This is a genomic window from Pseudomonas sp. BIGb0176 (assembly GCF_024810175.1).
In the GTDB taxonomy this organism is placed as follows: domain Bacteria; phylum Pseudomonadota; class Gammaproteobacteria; order Pseudomonadales; family Pseudomonadaceae; genus Aquipseudomonas; species Aquipseudomonas protegens.
This window is the reverse complement of the sequence record NZ_JANUEC010000001.1, coordinates 1,776,038-1,794,108: the sequence shown is the minus strand read 5'-3', so window position 1 is coordinate 1,794,108 and position 18,071 is coordinate 1,776,038. Positions and strand designations below refer to the sequence as shown.

Genomic DNA, 18,071 nt, shown 5'->3' with positions numbered 1-18,071 from the left:
TCAGCGCTGCGCCGTCCAATAGGCATGCAGCGCCCGCGCCGCCGGTTCGATGGCCGCTACCTGCTGGCGATGCTGGTCCAGGTCGAGGTCGGCCGGCAGTTCGAAGTTGTCCTGTTCGGCACAGTCGATGATCGTCTGCAACAGGCCGGTCTGTGGTGCCGGCATCTGCGGCCAGTTGCCCACGGCCACCCCACGCAGGTAGCCAAAGCACCATTCTTCGGCCAGCAGCAGGTCCTGGCCCTGGTGTTCGGTGGTTTCGAAACGTGCATGGAAACCCTGGGCATCACTGGCCAGTTGTTCGGCCAGGGTGTTGATGTGGCGCACGCACAGGTCGATGAACTGCCGGCACTCTTGCGGGGTTTCCCAATTGGGGTTCTCGCCGCCCCAGATCGCCGGGAACCATTCGGCGATATCCACCTGGGTCGGGCCCGACACCAGCGCGGTGAAATAGCCGTCCAGCTCGCAGGGGTTGAGTACCGAGTGGTCGTCGCCGTACTTGAGCAGGGTGTCTTCGAGGGTTTCGAAATCGGCGGCGTTCAATGGGGTGTTTTGCATGAGAGAAGTCCTGGAAAAAGCAGCGGCAAGTTTCCGGGTTCAGGCCCCGGGCTGCAAGCCTTGAACGGTATGGGCGGCGCTTGAGTGCGCGGCCCTCAGGTGCCGCGCAACAGGTCCTGGGAGTCCAGCAGGCGGTAGGCGATTTCCGGGCGCTGCTCCATGGCCCGGCGGATGGCGGCCGGGATCGATTGCCGGGTCTTGCGGCACAGGCCGGGCAACTCGCCCAGGGAAATGGCGATGCCGCGCATGCTGCGGACCACGTTGTCACTGGGGCTGATCTGGACGCGGATGCCCAGTTGTTCGTACATCCGCCGCTGCATGTGTTCCAGGTCCGCCAGGTCCTTGAGGTTTTCCAGGCGTTCGAGCAGGCGTTTTTCCTCCTGGCGCGTCAGATTGAGGATGCGCAGGTCGGCTCCGGGGGTGTCCAGCAACTGCTCGCGCTCGCAAATGCAGGCGCCGGGCGGACAGGGTTGGCGGATCGCGGGGCTGGGGTTCATGGTGATCCATCATAGCGATCCCGTAGCCGCTGTCAGAGAAAATTCTGTGCCCGGCCAGCCCCAACGAGATGGCGTGGTGGTGGGGCTTTGTGTAGGCGCTGGCTTGCCAGCGAAGGCGTCTTCGGGTTCGCCGCAGGGCTTGAGGGCCTCTTCGCCGGCAAGCCGGCTCCTACGAGGTGGGGTAGTGGTGGGGCTTTGCGTAGGCGCTGGCTTGCCAGCGAAGGGGGCTTCGGGTGCGTCGCAGGGCTTGAGGTCTACCGAGCCAAGGGGTTGCCCGGGTCGCCTTCGGCGAGCATCTGGCTCAGTAACTGCCGTTCCTGTTCGCCGGGAAGCACGCCGCGGGTTTCGCCTTCGAGCACGATCACGCCATCTTCGTTGCTCAGGGTGATGACCGCCGTAGCCCGGCCCCGGGCATCCACCTCGGTGATCAGCCAGCGGCAGGTCACGGTATCCCCCGCATAGACCGGGCGGCGGAACTGGAAGCGCATCGCCGAGGCCAGCCAGCCGATCTGCCCGCCGATCTCGGTCACCAGGCTGGCGGTCAGCAGGCCATGGGCCACCGGTTCGCGAAACCCTCGGGCCTCGGCGAAGGGCGGGTGGTAGTGCACCGGGTTGTAGTCCCGGGAAATCTCGGCAAAGCGCTGGATGTCCTGGGGAGTGAAGCATCGCGACAGGCTGAAGCTGTCACCGCTTTGCAGCCCGCGAGCCGCTCGTTGTCTGAAGCTGTGCATGGGTACTCCTCAAGCCAGGAGTTGTTCCGCCAGCAACACTAGCGCAATCAGGACCATCAACCCGCCCGACAGGCGACTGACCCACAGCGCCGCCACCGGCCGCGCCTGTAGAACAGTGCGCGAGCCGAAGCCCACCAACAGGTAGATCACCGCGCAACTGAAGGCATGCAGCAGCCCCAGGGCGAGGATCTGCAGCGACACCGGCCAGGCGGCCGCGGGGCTGGTGAACTGTGGCAGCAGGGCCAGGAACAGCAGGAATACCTTGGGGTTGAGGCCGCTGACACCCAGGCCCTTGAACGACCAGCGCGCCCAGGAAGCATCGGCCTGGCCTGCGCCGGCCTGGGGCGTGGACGGGTGGCGCAGCAGGCCGACGCCCAGCCACAGCAGGTAGCCGGCACCGGCCACGGTCAGGCCCGCAAGGGCCAGGGGGTAACGCGCCACCAGCCCGCCGACCCCGGCGGCCACCACCAGGGTCGCCAGCAGGTGCCCGCTCAGCAGCCCGGATACCGCGGGAATCACCACCCGGCCGTTGAGCCCGGCAGAGATGGCATAGGCCCAGTCGGCGCCGGGGGTGATCACGAACAGCAGCGACACTGCCCAGAACGCGGCCAACATGCTCGGTTCCATGCTGGCTTACCTCGGCTGGCTGCAGGTAGCGTGGGCGGGGCAGGCAGTCGCGCTAGGCAGCGCAGGGTGCGGCTTGGCAAGGGGGGAGGGCATGGGGCTTTCTCACGGGCATCAGGGGCTCGACCGCCGCACAGCTGCGGTGAGCAGGGGCTTCAAGGTGTGAAGAAAGAATAGTGAAGATCGAGGGGGATTTTTTCTCTAATATTTCAACTGCAAACCTTCGAATGGGGAGAATTATTCAAATGGATCGGATTGATCAGAAGATTCTTGCCGAGCTGCAAGCCGACGGCCGCCTGTCGGTCACCGACCTGGCCGAGCGGGTCGGTCTCAGCCTGTCCCCTTGCCATCGCCGGGTACGGGCGCTGGAGCAGTCCGGGGTGATCCTGGGCTATCGCGCACAATTGGCGCCCAGCGCCCTGGGGCTGAATTTCTCGGCCATGGTGTTCGTCACCCTGCGCGAGGGCGATCACCAGGCCGTGGCGGCCTTCGAAACTGCCTTGCAGGGCATTGTCCAGATCGTCGAGGCGCAGCGGCTGTTTGGCGAACCCGATTACCTGCTGCAGGTGATCACCCGCGACCTGCCGGCGTTCCAGCGGTTGTATGACGAACGCCTGTCGACCTTGCCCAACGTCCAGCGCCTGACCTCGACCCTGGTGATGAAGCAGGTGATCCAGGACCGCACTCTGCCATTGTGATCGGGATCAAGGCTCGAAGGCCCCGCAGGTTCTAAGGTGCAGGCTCCTTCATCCAGGTTCCGGGAGCCGCCATGGCCAAGCCCTTTCCCCTGCGCCCCAAACACCCCGAGCGGATCTGCTGGGGCTGCGACCGCTACTGCGCGGCCAATGCCCTGGCTTGCGGCAATGGTTCCGATCGCACCATGCACCCGGCGGAAATGCTCGGGGAGGACTGGTACCTGGACGGCGACTGGGGCATCGAGATGCCCGCCGACAGCGAGCCGGCCCCACAGCGGCAGTTGCGAGGGCCGACCGCCGTTTAAATATTACCCGGGTATTATTGATTGCCTTATTAATACCCGGGTAATATGCAGCCTCGTTTCCTTGAGGCCATAACCATGTCCGACTCACTTACCCGACCCGTCACTGCGTTTCAGGCCCAGCAGGTGCTGGCGGCCGGCCCGTTGCTGGAGGTCGCGCTGGCGGTCAAGCGTGCCAGCGAAGAGGCGGCGCCGCAGCCGTTGCTGGTGTTCGACGATGCCAGCGGCCGGGTCATCGACCTCGACCTGCGGGGCACCCCGGACGAAGTGTGCCAGCGCCTGGCCGCCACGCCGGCGCCGGGCAACGGGCGCTATCGCCCGCGCCCGCCTGCTGCTGCGCCGGTCGAGGGCGAAGAGGCTGCGCCCCGGGGGCGGGGGCGACCCAAGCTGGGGGTCATCGCCCGGGAAGTGACCCTGTTGCCGCGCCAGTGGGACTGGCTGGCCGAGCAGCCCGGTGGCGCCTCGGCGGTGCTGCGCCGGCTGGTGGACGAAGCCCGGCGCCATGGCGCCGAACCGCAGCGCCAGCGGGCCGCGCAAGAGGCGGCCTACCAGTTCATGCTGGCCATGGGCGGCGATCTTCCCGGTTATGAAGAAGCCACCCGGGCGCTGTTCGCCGCGGACCTGGCGCGCCTGCAACAGTGCATCGAGGACTGGCCGCAGGACATCCGTGCCTATGCCTTGCGCCTAGCCGGGGCGTAATCGCGGGGGCTGGCTTGTGTCCCGGTGCCCAGGCGTTTTATGTTCCTTGTCGGTCAACAACGACGCCTTGCCGATTCTGGAGTGCCTATGAACCTCGCCACCCTGGCGCTATTTATCCCGGCCTGTTTCGCCCTGAACATGGCCCCCGGGCCGAACAACCTGCTGTCGGTGCGCAATGCCAGCACTTACGGTTTTCGCACCTCGTGCCTGGCGGGCATCGGCCGCCTGGCAGCGTTCGCCCTGATGATCGCCCTGGCCGCCGCCGGCCTGGCGGTGGTGCTGCAAGCCTCGGAGCTGTTGTTCTACGGGATCAAGATTCTCGGCGCGGGCTACCTGCTGTACCTGGCCTATCAGCTGTGGACCGCGGCCCCCCAGGTGCAGAGTGCGGAGCGCAGCCGGGTGTCCGGGCTGCTGGCCCTCAGCCGGCAGGAGTTTCTGGTGGCCATCGGCAATCCCAAGGCGATCCTGATCTTCACCGCGTTTCTGCCGCAGTTCGTCGAGCCCGGGGCGCCCGTGGGTTCGCAGTTCCTGGTGCTGGGGCTGTTGTTCCTGCTGCTGGAGTGGATCGCCATCAGCGCCTATGCGCTGATGGGCCTGCACATGCGCCGCTGGTTCAGCGAGCCTGCGGGCAAGCGCCTGTTCAATCGCTGCTGCGCGGCGTTGCTGTCGGCGGCGGCCTCGGTGCTGTTACTGGCCCGGCGCGCCTGAAGCCTGGAGCAAGCCTCTCCCCGCAACGGGGAGAGGCCATGGCCATCAGTGGATGGAGAAGTACGGGTCCCAGGAGCAGTAGGCGATCACCTTGTTGTTGCTGTCCAGGATCATGAAGGCCCAGGTGTAGGTAATGCGCGAGCCGACCCGGGTGGCGTTGGCCTGCCAGTAGTAGTTCTGCACGCTTTGCGCGATGGGCTGCCCGGCCGGGTTGTCCTTGTCGATGATGGGCAGCGGCGTGCTGTCCAGGACCACCGGCGTGACGTCGGTCAGATAGGGCGGATTGCCGGCACTCGGTACCGGGTTGGTCTGGGTGTACTGGTACAGCAGCACCGCGTTGTACATGCCCTTTGACAGGCTGGTGGCGCGCCAGCGGACAATGTCCCCCTGACGCAGGTTGACCGCCAGTTCGGAGCCGCCGTCCGGCCCGTCGGTGTTGTCGCGGCGGGCCACCATGTAGACCACCTGGTCGGACAGGCGCTGGCCGTTGCTGTAGTAGTTGTAGAGCTGGGTGGGGGTGGCGCTGTGCTGGCTCAAGGTCAGCGTGTTGCCGCCGTCGAAGGTCTTGCCGTTGCTTTCCAGAATGGTGTCCACGTCAATGGTGACAAGGATATCCACGATGTTTTCGTTCATGTCCGGCTCCCTGTTGTCGCGCTATGGGCCTGGCGATCCAGGCCCGGGTGTCATCGGCTGTGCAGCGTGCGGCCACCGAGCATCCGGGCGCGGCGCAACAGCTGTCGGGCACCGGGCGAAATGCACTTCCATGAGGTCGCCAGTGGAATCTAGAAGCTCAAGACTGTTAGTCAAATGGGCCGGTCAAAAAAGCGCCGTGAGGGCGTCCTGGCCGCTTCGGGCTACAAGCCTGTAGCACCCGTGCCAAGACCCAGGTGCTGATCGGCCCCGGGCACGATGCGCAATCGGGCGACCCCGGATCGCCAAGCGACAGGCCCCGGGATCGGCCGCGACGGTTTATCATGCTGCGCTGCCGCCCGTTGCCCGTGCGACAAGGGGCTGCTCCATTCGCCCACCCTGGAGGCGCCCGCCATGCCTGATCTGCCCAAGCCTGCTGCCATCCCTGAATTCCCCGTGTGCCACGCCCGTGGCGGCACCTCCACCGGGCTGATCCTGGCCCGCGAAGCGCTGCCCCGGGACGAAGCCCTGGTGGAAGAGTTGCTGCGCCACCTGATGGGCGTGCCGCTGCATGGCGAGTGGCCGGGCAACAGCCAGATCACCGGCCTGGGGCGCGGCGGGCCCACCAGCAACAAGGTGTTCATCGTCGAGCGCCGCCCCGGCGAGACGCGCATGGTCAGCACCCTGGCGCAACTGGCGGCGGGCAAGAGCGCCATCGACTGGAGCGTCAACTGCGGCAACATGTCCGCGGCCCTGCCGTTGTACGCCCTGCAGCGCGGCTGGCTGGAACCCGGGGAGGGCGGTGGGCAGATCGAGATCTACAACAGCAACACCCAGACCACGATGTATGCGCGCCTGGGCTTCGCCAATGGCCGGCTGCTGAGCGACACGCGGATTCCCGGGGTCAACGGGGTGTTTCCCGGGGTCGACCTGTTTCTCGACAAGCCGGTGGGGGCCAAGACCGGCGCGCTGTTTCCCACCGGGCAACGGGTCGACCTGCTGGACGGCATTGCCGCCACCTGCATCGATGTGGCGGTGCCCATGGTCATCCTGCGCGCGTTGGACCTGGGCAAGACCGGCGAGGAAACCCCGGCCCAGCTGGACGCCGACCCGCAATTCAAGGCGCGCCTGCTGGAACTGATGGTGCTGGGCGGGTTGCGCATGGGTCTGCGCAAGCGCGATGGCAGCCTGATGAGCGCCGACGACCTGCGGCGCAGCGAAACCATCCCGAAGATCTGCATCGTCAGCCCGGCGCGAGAGGGCGGGGATATTGCCACCCGCTACTTCACCCCGCAGAACGCCCACCCGTCCCTGGCGGTGTCCGGCGGTTGCTGCCTGGCGGCGGCCTGCCTGGCCGAAGGCACCGTGGCCCACGCCCTGCTGGCGCGGGCGCCGGTGATAGGCGAGGAGCCGGGCGAGTACCCGCTGGCAATTGAAAACCCCGCCGGGGTGCTGGAGACCCTGATCAATGCCCGGCTGGCCGGCGGGGAGCTGCTGATCGATGGCGCTGCCTACCGGCGCAGCGCGCAGATCCTGCTGCAGGGCAGTACACCGCTGTACAACGCCTCCCCAGCGTTGATCGCCGCCCTCGGCTCCGTCTAACCACCACCGAGGCTCCTTCGCGGCCACACAGAGTCCAACCCTGCGCGTGCCCCGCTTCTTGTAGCCGCTGCCGAAGGCTGCGCACGAGCCGCAGGCTCGCAGGCGATCCCCCTGGCGCCGAGGCCCCTTCGGTGCCTATCGCAGCCTGCGGCAGCGGCTACAGACGGGCGGCTGTGGTTCAGCGCTGGGGGAAATCTCGGCGCAGGGCATCCACCCCTGCCAGCAACCGAGACACGGAATTGCAGGCCAGGGGCAGCGTCACTTGGCAGCCGTCCAGCCGTTGCTCCGGGTTCAGCCAGGGCGGTGCGGCTTCAAGGCAAAAGTGGATCTGGATCTGCGGCTCGGGGCCGCCCAGGTAGTGAAACGCCAGGCAGGGCTCGGTGAACCAGCTGGGCCGGGGAGGGCCTTCGGGCTGATCCAGGGCTTGTAGCCACTGGGCCAACTGATCGAGCTCGTGAGTCCTCAGGCAGGCATCCTTGAAACGCCAGTCGCCCTGGGGATGCTCGATGCGGCCCTGCACCATCAGCCAGTTGGCGTCCAGGTGATCGTGGCTGCCGGGGAACTGGTAGCCAAGGATGTCCAGCTCCACCCGCAGCTCAGGTGGGGCCCTGAATATCAGGGGCATATCAGCGAGCCTCGCCGCCATCGGGAAGAAACTGCGGCACCTTCTGCCGCAGCAACTGGATCAGTTCCGGGTCCATGAACTCGTAATCATCGGGAATGTTCAGGCACACAATCTGCTGGTTGTTCAACTGCGCCTTGAAGCGCTTGCGCAGTTTTTCCCGGTGCCGGGTTTCCATCACCACAATCAGCCCGGCCCATTGCACCAGCTCCGGGCCCAGGGGCACCTGGGCGTCGTGGTTGAGGCCCGCCGAAGCGGTTTCGATCCCCGGCCAGTCGGCGAACAGCTGCTCGGCGGTGGGGCTGCGCAGCTTGTTCTGGCTGCAGACAAACAGGACATTGAGCATTGGGCCGAACTCCTTGGCACAGACGCCCGGCCCGTAGAGGGCAGGGCAAAGACGCTGATTTTTCGGGGCTTTTACTGCACTGTCCAGCAACTTGTGGCGGGCCGGACCAATTGCATTGGTCGGCGCAAGTTGCCCGCCAAGCGCCGAGGCTGCGAAACTGCCGGCCCCTTTACTCGCATCGCCCAGGCCATGTCCGTAGCTCTGTTCACCTCCCCCCATCTGGGCCTGGCCCTCAGGCGCTGGCGCCTGTTGCACCGGGTCAAGCAGCAGCACGCCGCCGAACTGTTCGGCGTGGCGCAGTCGAGCATTTCCCGTTGGGAAAACGGCCGGCAGACCATGGAACCGGCCGAGCGTGCGCGCCTGGAACAACTGCTGGCGGCCAACCTCAGCGCCGCCGCCGACCAGGCCCTGGCGCGGCTGGTGAACGACAGCCCGCGCGCCGTGCACCTGGTGTGCGACCTGACCCACCGCCTGCTGGCCTGTTCCGCCACCCGCGCCGGGCAGTTCGGCGTGCCCTTGAGTGAGCTGCTGGGCCAGTCCCTGTGGGGCTTTTGCACCGAGGAAATCGTGCGCAAGGAAGCCGCCCTGGATGACCTGGGCTGGCGCGAAGTACTGGCCCCGCCGTCCCTGGAATTCTTCAGCGGCCACAACGATTCGGCCATCGTGCCCATCGCCCCCAGCCAGTGCCGCTGGACCCGCCTCAACCTGTCCGACGGCAACGCCGTGCGGCTGGTGGAAACCCTCTGAAACGGCGCCACGGATATTTTATCCGTGGCCCCGGCAGCACCCCTTGGCTAGTCTGGTTAGCCATCGCTCGCCGCCTTTCAGTGCCGGCTGTGTTTTGCCCACCCGCGCAGGTCTTTCCATGAACAGTGAACTTCTCAGTGGCCGCCTCGACTTTCTCCGTGAAGCGGAAAAACTCAAGGACGTGCTGCGCAGCGCCCACACCTCCAGCGGCCGCCAGGAAAGCACGGCCGAGCACAGCTGGCGCCTGTGCCTGATGGCGCTGCTGTTCGAAGACCAACTGGGGGACCTGGACCTGCTGCGGGTGCTGAAACTGTGCATCGTCCACGACCTGGGGGAGGCCATTCACGGCGACATCCCGGCGGTGGCCCAGGCTGCCCACCCGGACAAGAGCCAGCAGGAGCGCGCGGACCTGCAACTGCTGGCCCGAGCCCTGGACGCCCCGGCCCGCGAGCACCTGCTGGAGCTGTGGGACGAATACGAAGGCGCCGCCAGCAACGAGGCGCGCGCGGTCAAGGCCCTGGACAAGCTGGAAACCCTGCTGCAACACACCCAGGGCCAGAACCCGGCGGGTTTCGACTACCGCTTCAACCTCGGCTACGGCCGCCGCTACACCGACGCCAGCCCGCTGTTCCAGGCCCTGCGCCAGCAGATCGACGTCGATACCCAGCGCCGCCTGGACGCCCAGGCTCAGGCCGCGGTTCATCATCGGCTGCGCTAAACAAGCCTGGGCGCCGCTCGCCAGATCCAGGGCAGGTTCCCAGGGGGCAGGGCGCCCCGCGCAGAAACCTTGCAGGCGTCATGGTTTTTTTCTGCCAGGGTCATCAAGCGAAGCTATTTTTACCTTCGCTTGTCCTTCACTACGCTTTTCAAACGCCCATCCCTCCTAGGGCCCCAGTCGAGCGGCCGGGCAGGGATGATCGAAGGAGTGATCCATGTCTGATGAATCCAAGTGCCCGTTCAAACACACCGCCGGCGAAGGCACCAGCAACCGTGACTGGTGGCCCGGCCAACTGAACCTGAAGATCCTTCACCAGCACTCGCACCTGTCCGACCCCATGGCGGAAGATTTCAACTACGCCGCCGAATTCAACACCCTGGACCTGGCCGCAGTGAAGCGCGACCTGCTGGCCTTGATGACCGACTCCCAACCCTGGTGGCCGGCGGATTTCGGCCACTACGGCCCGCTGTTCATCCGCATGGCCTGGCACAGCGCCGGCACCTACCGCATTGCCGATGGCCGTGGCGGCGCCGGGGGCGGGCAGCAGCGCTTCGCCCCGCTCAACAGCTGGCCGGACAACGTCAGCCTGGACAAGGCGCGGCGGCTGATCTGGCCGATCAAGCAGAAGTACGGACGCAAGATCTCCTGGGCCGACCTGATCATCCTCACCGGCAACGTCGCCCTGGAATCCATGGGCTTCAAGACCTTCGGCTTTGCCGGTGGCCGCCAGGACGTCTGGGAGCCGGAAGACAACGTCTACTGGGGCAGCGAAACTACCTGGCTCGACGACCAGCGCTACAGCGGCGACCGCGAGCTGGAGAACCCCCTGGGGGCGGTGCAGATGGGCCTGATCTACGTCAACCCGGAAGGCCCCAACGGCAACCCCGACCCGCTGGCGGCGGCCCGGGACATCCGCGAAACCTTCGCCCGCATGGCCATGGACGACGAAGAAACCGTGGCCCTGATCGCCGGCGGCCACACCTTCGGCAAGACCCACGGCGCCGGCCCGGCGAGCCACGTCGGCCCGGAACCGGAGGCCGCCGGTTTGGAAGAGCAGGGCCTGGGCTGGAACAGCAGCTTCGGCACAGGCGTCGGTGGCGACGCCATCACCAGCGGCCTGGAAGTGATCTGGACCACCACCCCGACCCGCTGGAGCAATGACTTCTTCGACCACCTGTTCGGCTTCGAATGGGAGTTGACCACCAGCCCCGCCGGCGCCCACCAATGGCGGCCCAAAGCCGGTGCCGGGGCCGACAGCGTGCCCGACCCCCACGACCCGAATAAACGCCGCACGCCGTCGATGCTCACCACCGACCTGTCGCTGCGCTTCGACCCGGCCTACGAGGCGATTTCCCGGCGCTTCCATGAGCACCCCGAGCAACTGGCCGAAGCCTTCTCCCGGGCCTGGTTCAAACTCACCCACCGCGACATGGGCCCGCGCGCCCGCTACCTGGGCCCGGAAGTGCCGGCCGAAGAACTGATCTGGCAAGACCCGATTCCCGCCGTGAACCACCCGCTGATCGACGCCCAGGACATCCAGCAGCTCAAGGGCCAGATCCTCAATTCCGGCCTGTCGGTTGCGCAACTGGTGTCCACCGCCTGGGCCTCGGCCTCGACCTTCCGCGGCTCGGACAAGCGCGGCGGCGCCAACGGCGCACGGATTCGCCTGGCCCCGCAAAAAGACTGGGAGGTCAACCAACCGGCACAACTGGCCCAGGTGCTGCGCGCCCTGGAAGCGGTGCAGAGCGCCTTCAACAGCGCGCAAAGCACTGGCAAGCGCGTGTCCCTGGCGGACCTGATCGTCCTCGGCGGTTGCGCGGCGGTGGAACTGGCGGCGAAAAATGCCGGCTACAGCATCAGCGTGCCCTTCGCCCCGGGGCGCATGGACGCCAGCCAGGAACAGACCGACGTCGAATCCTTCGCCGTGCTGGAACCGATGGCCGACGGCTTCCGTAACTACCTCAAACCGGTCAGCGGCGTCACCGCCGAAGCCCTGCTGGTGGACAGAGCGCAACTGCTGACCCTGACCGCCCCGCAACTGACCGTACTGCTGGGCGGCCTGCGAGTGCTGGGGGCCAACGTCGGGCAATCGCCCCACGGCGTCTTCACCTCACGCCCGGGCACCTTGAGCAATGACTTCTTCGTCAACCTGATGGACATGGGCACCCAATGGAAACCCCAGTCCGAGGCCCGCGACCAGTACGAAGGCAGCGACCGCGCCACGGGGCAATACAAATGGAGCGGTACTCGGGTCGACCTGCTGCTGGGCTCCAACTCGCAACTGCGGGCCCTGGCCGAGGTGTATGCAGCGGCGGATGCGGGTGAGCAGTTCGTGAAGGACTTTGTCGCCGCCTGGGACAAGGTGATGAACCTGGATCGGTTCGATTTGCGTTGAGGGCAAGGGATTAACGTCCAGCAACTTGTGGCCCTCGACTTGAGTATTCAGGTCGAGGGCTACGGCTGTCTGTGGCAAGTGCTGGCGAATTCCTCGACCCCTCTTGTTCCCCCCAGCAGCAGAATCAGTGTCAGGCAAAAGGCTCTGCGAACTCGCGCGGTGCTGGGTCCACTATGGCAAAATGCCCTGCATCAATTCAGGGAGTCAGGGATGAAAGCTATTGTCATCGCAGCGCTACTGTTACTTACAGGTTGCGTAGCAAAGGTTGTTGAATACAAGGCATTGCCTATCACACAGAGTCAGGCGGAATCGATCATTGAACAGGTACTGATGGAACAACCGCTGAAAACCAGGCCCGAACAAGTGTTCTTCACGGATGAATACATTGGCTACGGAAGTGGGACTATTTCTGCTACCAGTGGCTTTGCAAGTGCAACGCCTATCGGTGTAGGAGCCATAGCAGCCGGCAGCTCCAAGACTTCCTCCAAAGCGGTGCAAACCCGTATCTACTTCAACTCGATTGGTAGCGTCACGCTCTACTCAAAGCGTGGTCGTTGGGTCGTACAGACCAGGAACCAGGCAGGTGGCGTGCTGAACAGCTCGCAGGTCGACACGCAGCAGAAGGCTCAGCGGTTCGTTGACGCAATGTTGTTTTTCAAACGCACCTGATGCAGCGCAGGGTCGCTGACTGATAGGCAGCGGCAGGTGATGGCCCCGAGTCGCTTGATCTGCTTCAAGGCCACTTCAGACCGGGTAAAACGATAACGCCTCCCTAGGGAGGCGTTTTTGCCGGCGCGATCGAGGCGTTTCGAGCACGACTGGCGGCAATCAAGGCGGGCCATATAGCGCCCGCCAAGCGCTTACTTCGCCTTGAGGTACTCATTAAGAAACGCCTGGGCATCGCCATAGCTGGACAGGTTGCTGTCATAGCCCACCTTCAGCGGCTTGGCCTCACCCGGCAGATGCAGCTCGCCATAGCCTTCCTGAAGCAGCAGCACCACGAACTTCTGCCCGTCCACCTGAGTGAAGTAACGGGTGTCGCGGTCGGTTTGCTCCACGTTCATTTTCTGAATGCGCATGTTCCAGTCGTGGTCGGCGTCTTCCACCTGCACCAACGCCTGGTTGGCGCTGCGCTCACCAATGCGCAAGGTCCAGACCTTCACCCCGTGCGGCCCGGTGTAGGCCAGGATCTTGTCCGCCACCTGTGGCCGTTCCTCGGCCTGGGCCAGCCCGGTTCCCAGTACCCACGCCATGACCCACGCGGCCGCCCAACGGTAATAAAGCTGCATCCTTCTAGCTCCTGAACATGAAAAGGGGCGGTTATTGAAGCCGACCCGTGCGGCGCTGCCAAGCACCCAAGGCAACAGGCGGGATAAAAAAAGCGGCGCACACGCTGGACTCACCCGCCACTGACCTGTCGCGAACAGCACACTCTTTGCGCCCTCGGCTAAATACAGGTCGCAAGCGTGGCGAGGCAAAACGTCGCCACCGGTAGTCTAAGAGCACCACCCGGGAGACTTTCAATGATTCGACGCGCTTGCTTGGCCGCTCTATTGACCATGACTGCCGCAACCGCCTTTGGCGGCCCTGGCTACGATCATCTCTATGCGTTCGGTGACAGCTACTCTGACAATGGCGCGGGTGAAACCTTCACCCGAACCATGGCCGCGCAGAAGGTCAAAGATGCACAGGAGCTGCCCGGTTCGTTGTATTGGCAGGGACGCTGGAGCAATGGCCCCACCGCGGTCGAGCACTTGGCGCAGGCCTTGAAAGTCCCCTTGACCGACTACGCCATTGGCGGCGCCAAAAGCGGCAACGGCAACTACTACGCCTGGATGCAGCCCTCTCGCGACACCGGGGTTTTCGGGCAAATCGCCGATCACCTGAAAGCCGCTAAAACACACAAGGCGGATCCGGATGCGCTGTATTTCATTTTCATCTCAGCCAACGACTTTTTTGAATGGGCCGACTTCGCGCACCCAGAAACGATCGACGTGCTTGGCCAGAACAGCGTGGCGAACATACAGAAGAGCACCGAGACGCTGATCGCCGCAGGGGCGAAGCACCTGATGGTGGTGGGGACCACGGATTTGAGCCATGTGCCGGCTGTGGTGCAGGGCAATCAAGTCAAGAACGCAACGCAATACCAGCAGATACTCGAACAAAAACTGCCCGCCGTGCTGACAACACTGGCTAACGCCCATCACGTGAGCATTGGCTACTTCGACCACCTGGCCTTCAGCAACACGCTTCGCGCGGCACCCGAGGTGGCGGGCCTGAAGGATCTGGATACCCCGTGCCAAGCCACCTACCCGGACGTCAAACCCGTGTGTGCGGATCCGGATAGCCATTACTACTGGGATGAATGGCACCCGACCCGCAAAGTCCACAGCCTGGCCGCCGAGGCGATGCTTGAAACGCTAAAAGCGAGCCGTTGAGGTTCTCTATCCGCCCATAGCCGGTCAGCATTGCCCGGCTATCGAGCCCATGGACATGCGCGCCGGAACTGAAACTGCGCTGGCCCGGGTGGTTGCCGTGTTCGGTGCGGCGCAACCGCACTGTGCTTATCTGTTTGCTAACCGCCGCGCCAATCGCATGAAAGTGCTGGTGCATGATGGGTTTGGCATCTGGCTGGCTGCTCGCCGATTGAACCAAGGCAAGTTCCACTGGCCAGGCATTCGCCAAGGCCCTGAACTCGAGTTGAATACCGAGCAACTTCAGGCCTTGGTGTTGGGTTTACCCTGGCAACGCATGGGCAGTGGCGGTGCGCGTTCATCGACTTCTTACGGATCAACTCCGGGAAGCCAGGCAAGGGGCCAGTGTGTCGTTATTTGCAGCGGCAATGAAAGAGCGATGAATTGTGTCTCAATCCGCACGCGCCCCTGTGAGTCGGTGCGTTCCTCTAGAATCACCGGCAGCCTCCTGCAACGCGCGAGAGCATCAGCCACACTTATGTGCAGCAATTTAGCGATGACGCGCGCAGCATCTCGGATGCGATCAGCCGGACACGTATCCAGCTGAAGATCGTATTCGGGAAAAAAGTCGCGTGAAATGCTTGGCAACGGCTGTTGATCCACGCACCGACCACTGTAGAACTCACCCCGATCTAGAAAGGCGTCTCGCTCGGCGTAGTGTTCAAGCGCAGCGGCATAGTCCTCAAGTTGTGAGAGCGGCTGCTGACGCTTCTGTACGCTCAGTACATCTACAAAGTCGGCAGCTTCAAGGCAATACGAAAGGCCGTGTGCTACGGCAAAGGCCGGCATTTGCTCACCGTTCTCGCCGGGTACGCTATTCGATTCTTCCTCGGGCGAAGAAAGGTAAAAGCGAGCTTCGATCAGCGGTACCCCGTCCTTGACATAGACCCATGAGTAGCGGGTCCAGACATCGTTATTGCTATCACAGGTCGCCAGGGCTTCGATAACGTCACGAAGACTTAAAAGTAAAAGCATGTTAAAAATTCCCTCCACCCAATGCACCATATTCTACAGAGCCAATTAAGGTGTCCCACAGCTCTCTGAAGGTTGTTCATGCCTTGACAATGCCATCAGGATGGGACGGCCAGACGCATACTGTGCTTCTGCGCGACGCTGGCAATCGAAGCGCCGGGTTGGGCGCATTCTTGGCCAACCTGGGCCTTGAAGGATTTGGAATAGGAACGGCGTTGTGACTGCATGGAAAGACCCGCTTAAAAGGCTAGAGAGGGTGTCCACTTAAATTGAGGTGTACACCATCGCCTTTGGCGTCGGGGTCAGGAAGGTGTATTGCCCAGACGCTTACCGATAAAGTGACCCGCCTCAAAGCGCCTGACGCACACGCTGCGCCTCTGCACATTCCAGCCCGCGATCGCGCCCCGATTCAAAGGCTGCATTTTCAGGATGAATACCCCATGAGCCAACTCACCGCACTGATCGCCCAAGCCAAAGCCGGGCTTTCGGTCCAGCAAAACATCCCCCAGGAACGCTGGGAGGCCATCGCCACCCAGTGCGGCGCGGCGGAAATCGCCGAGATCAAAACCCGCATCGCCTCACTCAAGGCAGACAGGGAAGCCGTCGAAGACTGGGACGGCGACACCCGCGATGACCTGTATTTCGCCATCGCCCACTTCACCCGCCTGCTGGAACTGGCCAGCGCCCACGCACAAGGTCAATGAACATGTCGGTTGACAACACAACGGATTATTTCGAGAGCAGCGAGAGCGCCGTGCGCCTATGGATAGAGCAGGGCAGTTCAATTCATCTCAAGGCCATCAGCCCGCACAACGACCCGGTGGAACTGACGGCGGAGCAGGCCCTGGAACTGGCCCAGGCACTGCAACGTCTGGCCAGCCGCCTGGCCGACTGAATGAGCGCCACGCTGCGGCTGACGCACCCCTGGCGCCCGAGCCCACTCAGACAAAATCCGCGGGTTCGAAACGCTCGCTGGTGTCCATGCGGATAGCACGCAGGCCCAGCGTCTGCAGATGGGACTCATACAGCCCCAGGGCGCAATAGCTGACCAGCAAGCTGCGACGGCGCGCACCACTGGGGTTCAGGCTGGCCCCATGCACCAGATCGGCATCGAACAGCAGCACGTCCCCCGCATTGCCCGCCAACTGCACCACCCGGGATTCATCACTGAAATCAAAGGGCGCCAACCGCTCCCCGGGGCGATGACTGCCGGGCACGATGCGCGTCGCGCCATTGGCCGGCCCATAGTCATCGAGATAGACCAGCGCCGTGACCCGGTCACCGAGGCGCTGCTCCGACAGATCCCGGTGCAACACCTGATGACCGCCCCCCGCCAACGGCTCGCGGCCCTCCACCTGAGCCAGAAAAAAGCCTTCCCCGATCAACTCCCCGGCCACCGCCAACAGCGCCGGCAAGCGACACACCGCCTGCACCCGTGCATCCAGATCCACCAGCGCATGCCGCCAATCGTGGCCCCGAGGCACCGGCCATTGCTCAGGCGCAATCACCCCCGCCTCGAACGTGGCCCGCAGCTCATCCAGCCAGTCGGCGGGCACCGCCTGACGCAGCAACAGATAGCCGTTTTGATGGAGGTGTTCGCGGTCGATCATGAGGGGGCAGATGTCCTTATCCGGGGTGGGGGAAAGCATAACGGCTCGCTAATCCGAGCGACATAACCGGCTACGGTTTAGCGGTTGCCGGACCCTGAGCAGACCGCCTAGTCTGCTGCGGTCGCTGCAAAATCAGCGACCGGGCCTGAGAACCCGGTAAGATGCAGGCGCACAAGCGCCCGCCCATGAATGCAGGCGCATTTTTGTGCCCGTCTGTTCGTGTTATGGCGGCTGTGCGTGGGAGACCTTCGGGTCTGCCGGGTTCCTGTATCTCCGGTTTCTCAGCCCGCGCACAGCTGCCACCCACTCGCCTGAGAACGAAGGTTGCAGCTCTCATTACCGATATGGGAGTTTCAATCATGTACGCCCGTAATCTGTGTGGATCTTCCCTTCGTAATACCCGTCTCCTGGCTGTTGTAGGAGGTGTCCGATGAGCACTTCAGCTTCAGTCAAGACACTGGGTTTCGTCACCTTTGGCAGTTGTGCCGATCCTGAACTAACAATGTTTCGCGTGAACGCAGATGTGCCTTTGGAGCAGGCGTTGGAACATGCCTCTACTTTGTTGTACTACGCTAAGAAACTTGCGCTGGATGCCGCTATGGAAGAGCAGGGTGAGCTCTATGCTTGGGCTTCGCACTTCTTGGCGGAAATGGGTAAGGCAGTGATTGATGATGTGTGTTTGGGGTTGGGGGGAAGAGGGCATGAGGCAGGGACTCTGAGTTAGGGCAGCATCGCATGAGGTAGATAGAAACGCCGCTTATCGATGCTTGATAAGCGGTGTCTCTATTGCTTGCGGCTTTGTCAGTACGCACCGTTTGGCGCTCCATCATCCAGTCCAATGCGGCCTTGCCGTTGACCAAGTGATCCCAAGCCGCCTCAGGAATGCGAAGCGATGGTACTTTGACTTGTCTCAAGGGAACCGTTGGAGTTCATGTGCGAAATTGCACTCGACCTGTGCACCCGCTTGCATAGCTGCGGATCAGTCACTTGCATTCGACCCAGTGATTCCAAGGACTGCGATCCAAGCAGCCAGCCCTCTGATGTATGTATAGGTAAGGTCGTCGTTATTTCGGCGTGAATGTGCTGACTGGAGGTTTAGCGTGGCGAGTCAGCATGGCGTGCTCTACATAAGTTCCATCTCGGC

Annotated in this window: 24 protein-coding genes and 2 pseudogenes; 14 read left to right on the top strand and 12 right to left on the bottom strand. The window is 63.7% G+C overall.

Going from position 1 to position 18,071, the window contains the following annotated elements; genetic code table 11:
• The 4 genes from M2395_RS07550 to M2395_RS07535 all read right to left on the bottom strand — a co-directional run bounded on the left by M2395_RS07550 (window position 1) and on the right by M2395_RS07535 (window position 2,410).
• Window positions 1-555: a UPF0149 family protein gene (locus M2395_RS07550; RefSeq protein ID WP_072442139.1), complete on the bottom strand. Its 555-nt coding sequence runs from the start codon at window positions 553-555 to the stop codon at window positions 1-3.
• A 95-nt stretch (window positions 556-650) separates the two neighbouring features.
• Window positions 651-1,052: a hypothetical protein gene (locus tag M2395_RS07545; protein ID WP_015635375.1), complete on the bottom strand. Its 402-nt coding sequence runs from the start codon at window positions 1,050-1,052 to the stop codon at window positions 651-653.
• Window positions 1,053-1,306: 254 nt separating this feature from the next.
• Window positions 1,307-1,783 (bottom strand): MaoC family dehydratase, encoded by a 477-nt coding sequence (locus M2395_RS07540; RefSeq protein WP_123430907.1) that lies wholly within the window; start codon window positions 1,781-1,783, stop codon window positions 1,307-1,309.
• A gap of 9 nt (window positions 1,784-1,792) precedes the next feature.
• The gene (locus tag M2395_RS07535; RefSeq protein ID WP_123430906.1) at window positions 1,793-2,410 is read right to left on the bottom strand and encodes a LysE family translocator; all 618 of its coding nucleotides are present in this window, start codon (window positions 2,408-2,410) and stop codon (window positions 1,793-1,795) included.
• A 242-nt stretch (window positions 2,411-2,652) separates the two neighbouring features.
• Between M2395_RS07535 and M2395_RS07530 the strand changes: the two genes are divergently transcribed.
• The 4 genes from M2395_RS07530 to M2395_RS07515 all read left to right on the top strand — a co-directional run bounded on the left by M2395_RS07530 (window position 2,653) and on the right by M2395_RS07515 (window position 4,811).
• On the top strand, window positions 2,653-3,105 hold the full coding sequence (locus tag M2395_RS07530; RefSeq protein ID WP_011060976.1) for an Lrp/AsnC family transcriptional regulator: 453 nt from the start codon (window positions 2,653-2,655) through the stop codon (window positions 3,103-3,105).
• A gap of 71 nt (window positions 3,106-3,176) precedes the next feature.
• On the top strand, window positions 3,177-3,407 hold the full coding sequence (locus tag M2395_RS07525) for a DUF3079 domain-containing protein (RefSeq protein ID WP_123430905.1): 231 nt from the start codon (window positions 3,177-3,179) through the stop codon (window positions 3,405-3,407).
• A gap of 45 nt (window positions 3,408-3,452) precedes the next feature.
• Window positions 3,453-4,103, top strand: a complete 651-nt coding sequence (locus tag M2395_RS07520) for a DUF2239 family protein (protein ID WP_041117830.1) — start codon at window positions 3,453-3,455, stop codon at window positions 4,101-4,103.
• Between the two features lie 87 nt (window positions 4,104-4,190).
• Window positions 4,191-4,811 carry a LysE family translocator gene (locus M2395_RS07515; RefSeq protein WP_123430904.1) on the top strand — a complete coding sequence of 207 codons (621 nt, stop codon included), beginning with the start codon at window positions 4,191-4,193 and terminating at the stop codon, window positions 4,809-4,811.
• Between the two features lie 45 nt (window positions 4,812-4,856).
• Here M2395_RS07515 and M2395_RS07510 read toward each other — a convergent pair whose 3' ends face one another.
• Entirely contained in the window at window positions 4,857-5,444 is a 588-nt protein-coding gene (locus tag M2395_RS07510; RefSeq protein ID WP_065363866.1) for an AidA/PixA family protein, read from the bottom strand.
• Window positions 5,445-5,855: 411 nt separating this feature from the next.
• On the opposite strand from M2395_RS07510, the gene M2395_RS07505 reads away from it, so the two are divergent.
• Entirely contained in the window at window positions 5,856-7,043 is a 1,188-nt protein-coding gene (locus tag M2395_RS07505; protein ID WP_123430903.1) for a PrpF domain-containing protein, read from the top strand.
• Between the two features lie 178 nt (window positions 7,044-7,221).
• Here the strand turns inward: M2395_RS07505 and M2395_RS07500 are convergent, their stop codons facing one another.
• Together M2395_RS07500 and M2395_RS07495 are read right to left on the bottom strand one after the other, a co-directional pair.
• Window positions 7,222-7,668 carry a hypothetical protein gene (locus M2395_RS07500; protein WP_233447078.1) on the bottom strand — a complete coding sequence of 149 codons (447 nt, stop codon included), beginning with the start codon at window positions 7,666-7,668 and terminating at the stop codon, window positions 7,222-7,224.
• A gap of 1 nt (window position 7,669) precedes the next feature.
• A complete protein-coding gene (locus M2395_RS07495; protein WP_041752202.1) occupies window positions 7,670-8,011 on the bottom strand; it encodes a low molecular weight protein tyrosine phosphatase family protein in 342 nt (113 codons plus the stop codon).
• A 189-nt stretch (window positions 8,012-8,200) separates the two neighbouring features.
• Between M2395_RS07495 and M2395_RS07490 the strand changes: the two genes are divergently transcribed.
• From M2395_RS07490 to M2395_RS07475, 4 genes are all read left to right on the top strand, one after another.
• Window positions 8,201-8,758 carry a helix-turn-helix transcriptional regulator gene (locus tag M2395_RS07490; protein WP_185057790.1) on the top strand — a complete coding sequence of 186 codons (558 nt, stop codon included), beginning with the start codon at window positions 8,201-8,203 and terminating at the stop codon, window positions 8,756-8,758.
• A 118-nt stretch (window positions 8,759-8,876) separates the two neighbouring features.
• Complete coding sequence (locus M2395_RS07485; RefSeq protein WP_077933991.1) at window positions 8,877-9,476, top strand: HD domain-containing protein; 600 nt, start codon at window positions 8,877-8,879, stop codon at window positions 9,474-9,476.
• A gap of 214 nt (window positions 9,477-9,690) precedes the next feature.
• The gene (gene katG, locus M2395_RS07480) at window positions 9,691-11,871 is read left to right on the top strand and encodes a catalase/peroxidase HPI (RefSeq protein WP_123430901.1); all 2,181 of its coding nucleotides are present in this window, start codon (window positions 9,691-9,693) and stop codon (window positions 11,869-11,871) included.
• A gap of 210 nt (window positions 11,872-12,081) precedes the next feature.
• On the top strand, window positions 12,082-12,540 hold the full coding sequence (locus tag M2395_RS07475; protein ID WP_015635386.1) for a hypothetical protein: 459 nt from the start codon (window positions 12,082-12,084) through the stop codon (window positions 12,538-12,540).
• A gap of 191 nt (window positions 12,541-12,731) precedes the next feature.
• Here the strand turns inward: M2395_RS07475 and M2395_RS07470 are convergent, their stop codons facing one another.
• Window positions 12,732-13,160 (bottom strand): hypothetical protein, encoded by a 429-nt coding sequence (locus M2395_RS07470; RefSeq protein ID WP_011060992.1) that lies wholly within the window; start codon window positions 13,158-13,160, stop codon window positions 12,732-12,734.
• Between the two features lie 234 nt (window positions 13,161-13,394).
• Here M2395_RS07470 and M2395_RS07465 point away from each other — a divergent pair, with 234 nt between their 5' ends.
• Window positions 13,395-14,309, top strand: coding sequence for an SGNH/GDSL hydrolase family protein (locus M2395_RS07465; RefSeq protein WP_123430900.1), 915 nt, complete (start codon window positions 13,395-13,397; stop codon window positions 14,307-14,309).
• 49 nt (window positions 14,310-14,358) lie between these two features.
• Window positions 14,359-14,613 (top strand): annotated as a pseudogene (tnpB, locus tag M2395_RS07460) (IS66 family insertion sequence element accessory protein TnpB); the annotation flags it as partial.
• A 41-nt stretch (window positions 14,614-14,654) separates the two neighbouring features.
• Here tnpB and M2395_RS07455 read toward each other — a convergent pair.
• On the bottom strand, window positions 14,655-15,320 hold the full coding sequence (locus tag M2395_RS07455; protein WP_221181928.1) for a hypothetical protein: 666 nt from the start codon (window positions 15,318-15,320) through the stop codon (window positions 14,655-14,657).
• Between the two features lie 95 nt (window positions 15,321-15,415).
• On the bottom strand, window positions 15,416-15,544 hold the full coding sequence (locus M2395_RS31760) for a transposase (protein ID WP_221181926.1): 129 nt from the start codon (window positions 15,542-15,544) through the stop codon (window positions 15,416-15,418).
• Window positions 15,545-15,757: 213 nt separating this feature from the next.
• Here M2395_RS31760 and M2395_RS07450 point away from each other — a divergent pair, with 213 nt between their 5' ends.
• Entirely contained in the window at window positions 15,758-16,021 is a 264-nt protein-coding gene (locus M2395_RS07450; RefSeq protein WP_123430899.1) for a hypothetical protein, read from the top strand.
• 2 nt (window positions 16,022-16,023) lie between these two features.
• Complete coding sequence (locus M2395_RS07445; protein WP_233447077.1) at window positions 16,024-16,212, top strand: DUF6360 family protein; 189 nt, start codon at window positions 16,024-16,026, stop codon at window positions 16,210-16,212.
• A 46-nt stretch (window positions 16,213-16,258) separates the two neighbouring features.
• Here the strand turns inward: M2395_RS07445 and M2395_RS07440 are convergent, their stop codons facing one another.
• Entirely contained in the window at window positions 16,259-16,927 is a 669-nt protein-coding gene (locus M2395_RS07440) for a phytanoyl-CoA dioxygenase family protein (RefSeq protein ID WP_123430897.1), read from the bottom strand.
• A 430-nt stretch (window positions 16,928-17,357) separates the two neighbouring features.
• Between M2395_RS07440 and M2395_RS07435 the strand changes: the two genes are divergently transcribed.
• Complete coding sequence (locus tag M2395_RS07435) at window positions 17,358-17,651, top strand: DUF3077 domain-containing protein (RefSeq protein WP_123430896.1); 294 nt, start codon at window positions 17,358-17,360, stop codon at window positions 17,649-17,651.
• A gap of 52 nt (window positions 17,652-17,703) precedes the next feature.
• Here M2395_RS07435 and M2395_RS31755 read toward each other — a convergent pair.
• Window positions 17,704-17,841: pseudogene (locus M2395_RS31755) on the bottom strand (type ISP restriction/modification enzyme); the annotation flags it as partial.
• Window positions 17,842-18,071 lie beyond the last annotated feature (230 nt).

What these genes read in the sequence shown, in the direction of transcription:
- M2395_RS07550 (WP_072442139.1), bottom strand. Translation starts at nt 555, where the DNA reads ATGCAAAACACCCCATTGAACGCCGCCGATTTCGAAACCCTCGAAGAC.
- M2395_RS07545 (WP_015635375.1), bottom strand. Translation starts at nt 1,052, where the DNA reads ATGAACCCCAGCCCCGCGATCCGCCAACCCTGTCCGCCCGGCGCCTGC.
- M2395_RS07540 (WP_123430907.1), bottom strand. Translation starts at nt 1,783, where the DNA reads ATGCACAGCTTCAGACAACGAGCGGCTCGCGGGCTGCAAAGCGGTGAC.
- M2395_RS07535 (WP_123430906.1), bottom strand. Translation starts at nt 2,410, where the DNA reads ATGGAACCGAGCATGTTGGCCGCGTTCTGGGCAGTGTCGCTGCTGTTC.
- M2395_RS07530 (WP_011060976.1), top strand. Translation starts at nt 2,653, where the DNA reads ATGGATCGGATTGATCAGAAGATTCTTGCCGAGCTGCAAGCCGACGGC.
- M2395_RS07525 (WP_123430905.1), top strand. Translation starts at nt 3,177, where the DNA reads ATGGCCAAGCCCTTTCCCCTGCGCCCCAAACACCCCGAGCGGATCTGC.
- M2395_RS07520 (WP_041117830.1), top strand. Translation starts at nt 3,453, where the DNA reads ATGCAGCCTCGTTTCCTTGAGGCCATAACCATGTCCGACTCACTTACC.
- M2395_RS07515 (WP_123430904.1), top strand. Translation starts at nt 4,191, where the DNA reads ATGAACCTCGCCACCCTGGCGCTATTTATCCCGGCCTGTTTCGCCCTG.
- M2395_RS07510 (WP_065363866.1), bottom strand. Translation starts at nt 5,444, where the DNA reads ATGAACGAAAACATCGTGGATATCCTTGTCACCATTGACGTGGACACC.
- M2395_RS07505 (WP_123430903.1), top strand. Translation starts at nt 5,856, where the DNA reads ATGCCTGATCTGCCCAAGCCTGCTGCCATCCCTGAATTCCCCGTGTGC.
- M2395_RS07500 (WP_233447078.1), bottom strand. Translation starts at nt 7,668, where the DNA reads ATGCCCCTGATATTCAGGGCCCCACCTGAGCTGCGGGTGGAGCTGGAC.
- M2395_RS07495 (WP_041752202.1), bottom strand. Translation starts at nt 8,011, where the DNA reads ATGCTCAATGTCCTGTTTGTCTGCAGCCAGAACAAGCTGCGCAGCCCC.
- M2395_RS07490 (WP_185057790.1), top strand. Translation starts at nt 8,201, where the DNA reads ATGTCCGTAGCTCTGTTCACCTCCCCCCATCTGGGCCTGGCCCTCAGG.
- M2395_RS07485 (WP_077933991.1), top strand. Translation starts at nt 8,877, where the DNA reads ATGAACAGTGAACTTCTCAGTGGCCGCCTCGACTTTCTCCGTGAAGCG.
- katG (WP_123430901.1), top strand. Translation starts at nt 9,691, where the DNA reads ATGTCTGATGAATCCAAGTGCCCGTTCAAACACACCGCCGGCGAAGGC.
- M2395_RS07475 (WP_015635386.1), top strand. Translation starts at nt 12,082, where the DNA reads ATGAAAGCTATTGTCATCGCAGCGCTACTGTTACTTACAGGTTGCGTA.
- M2395_RS07470 (WP_011060992.1), bottom strand. Translation starts at nt 13,160, where the DNA reads ATGCAGCTTTATTACCGTTGGGCGGCCGCGTGGGTCATGGCGTGGGTA.
- M2395_RS07465 (WP_123430900.1), top strand. Translation starts at nt 13,395, where the DNA reads ATGATTCGACGCGCTTGCTTGGCCGCTCTATTGACCATGACTGCCGCA.
- M2395_RS07455 (WP_221181928.1), bottom strand. Translation starts at nt 15,320, where the DNA reads ATGCTTTTACTTTTAAGTCTTCGTGACGTTATCGAAGCCCTGGCGACC.
- M2395_RS31760 (WP_221181926.1), bottom strand. Translation starts at nt 15,544, where the DNA reads ATGCAGTCACAACGCCGTTCCTATTCCAAATCCTTCAAGGCCCAGGTT.
- M2395_RS07450 (WP_123430899.1), top strand. Translation starts at nt 15,758, where the DNA reads ATGAGCCAACTCACCGCACTGATCGCCCAAGCCAAAGCCGGGCTTTCG.
- M2395_RS07445 (WP_233447077.1), top strand. Translation starts at nt 16,024, where the DNA reads ATGTCGGTTGACAACACAACGGATTATTTCGAGAGCAGCGAGAGCGCC.
- M2395_RS07440 (WP_123430897.1), bottom strand. Translation starts at nt 16,927, where the DNA reads ATGATCGACCGCGAACACCTCCATCAAAACGGCTATCTGTTGCTGCGT.
- M2395_RS07435 (WP_123430896.1), top strand. Translation starts at nt 17,358, where the DNA reads ATGAGCACTTCAGCTTCAGTCAAGACACTGGGTTTCGTCACCTTTGGC.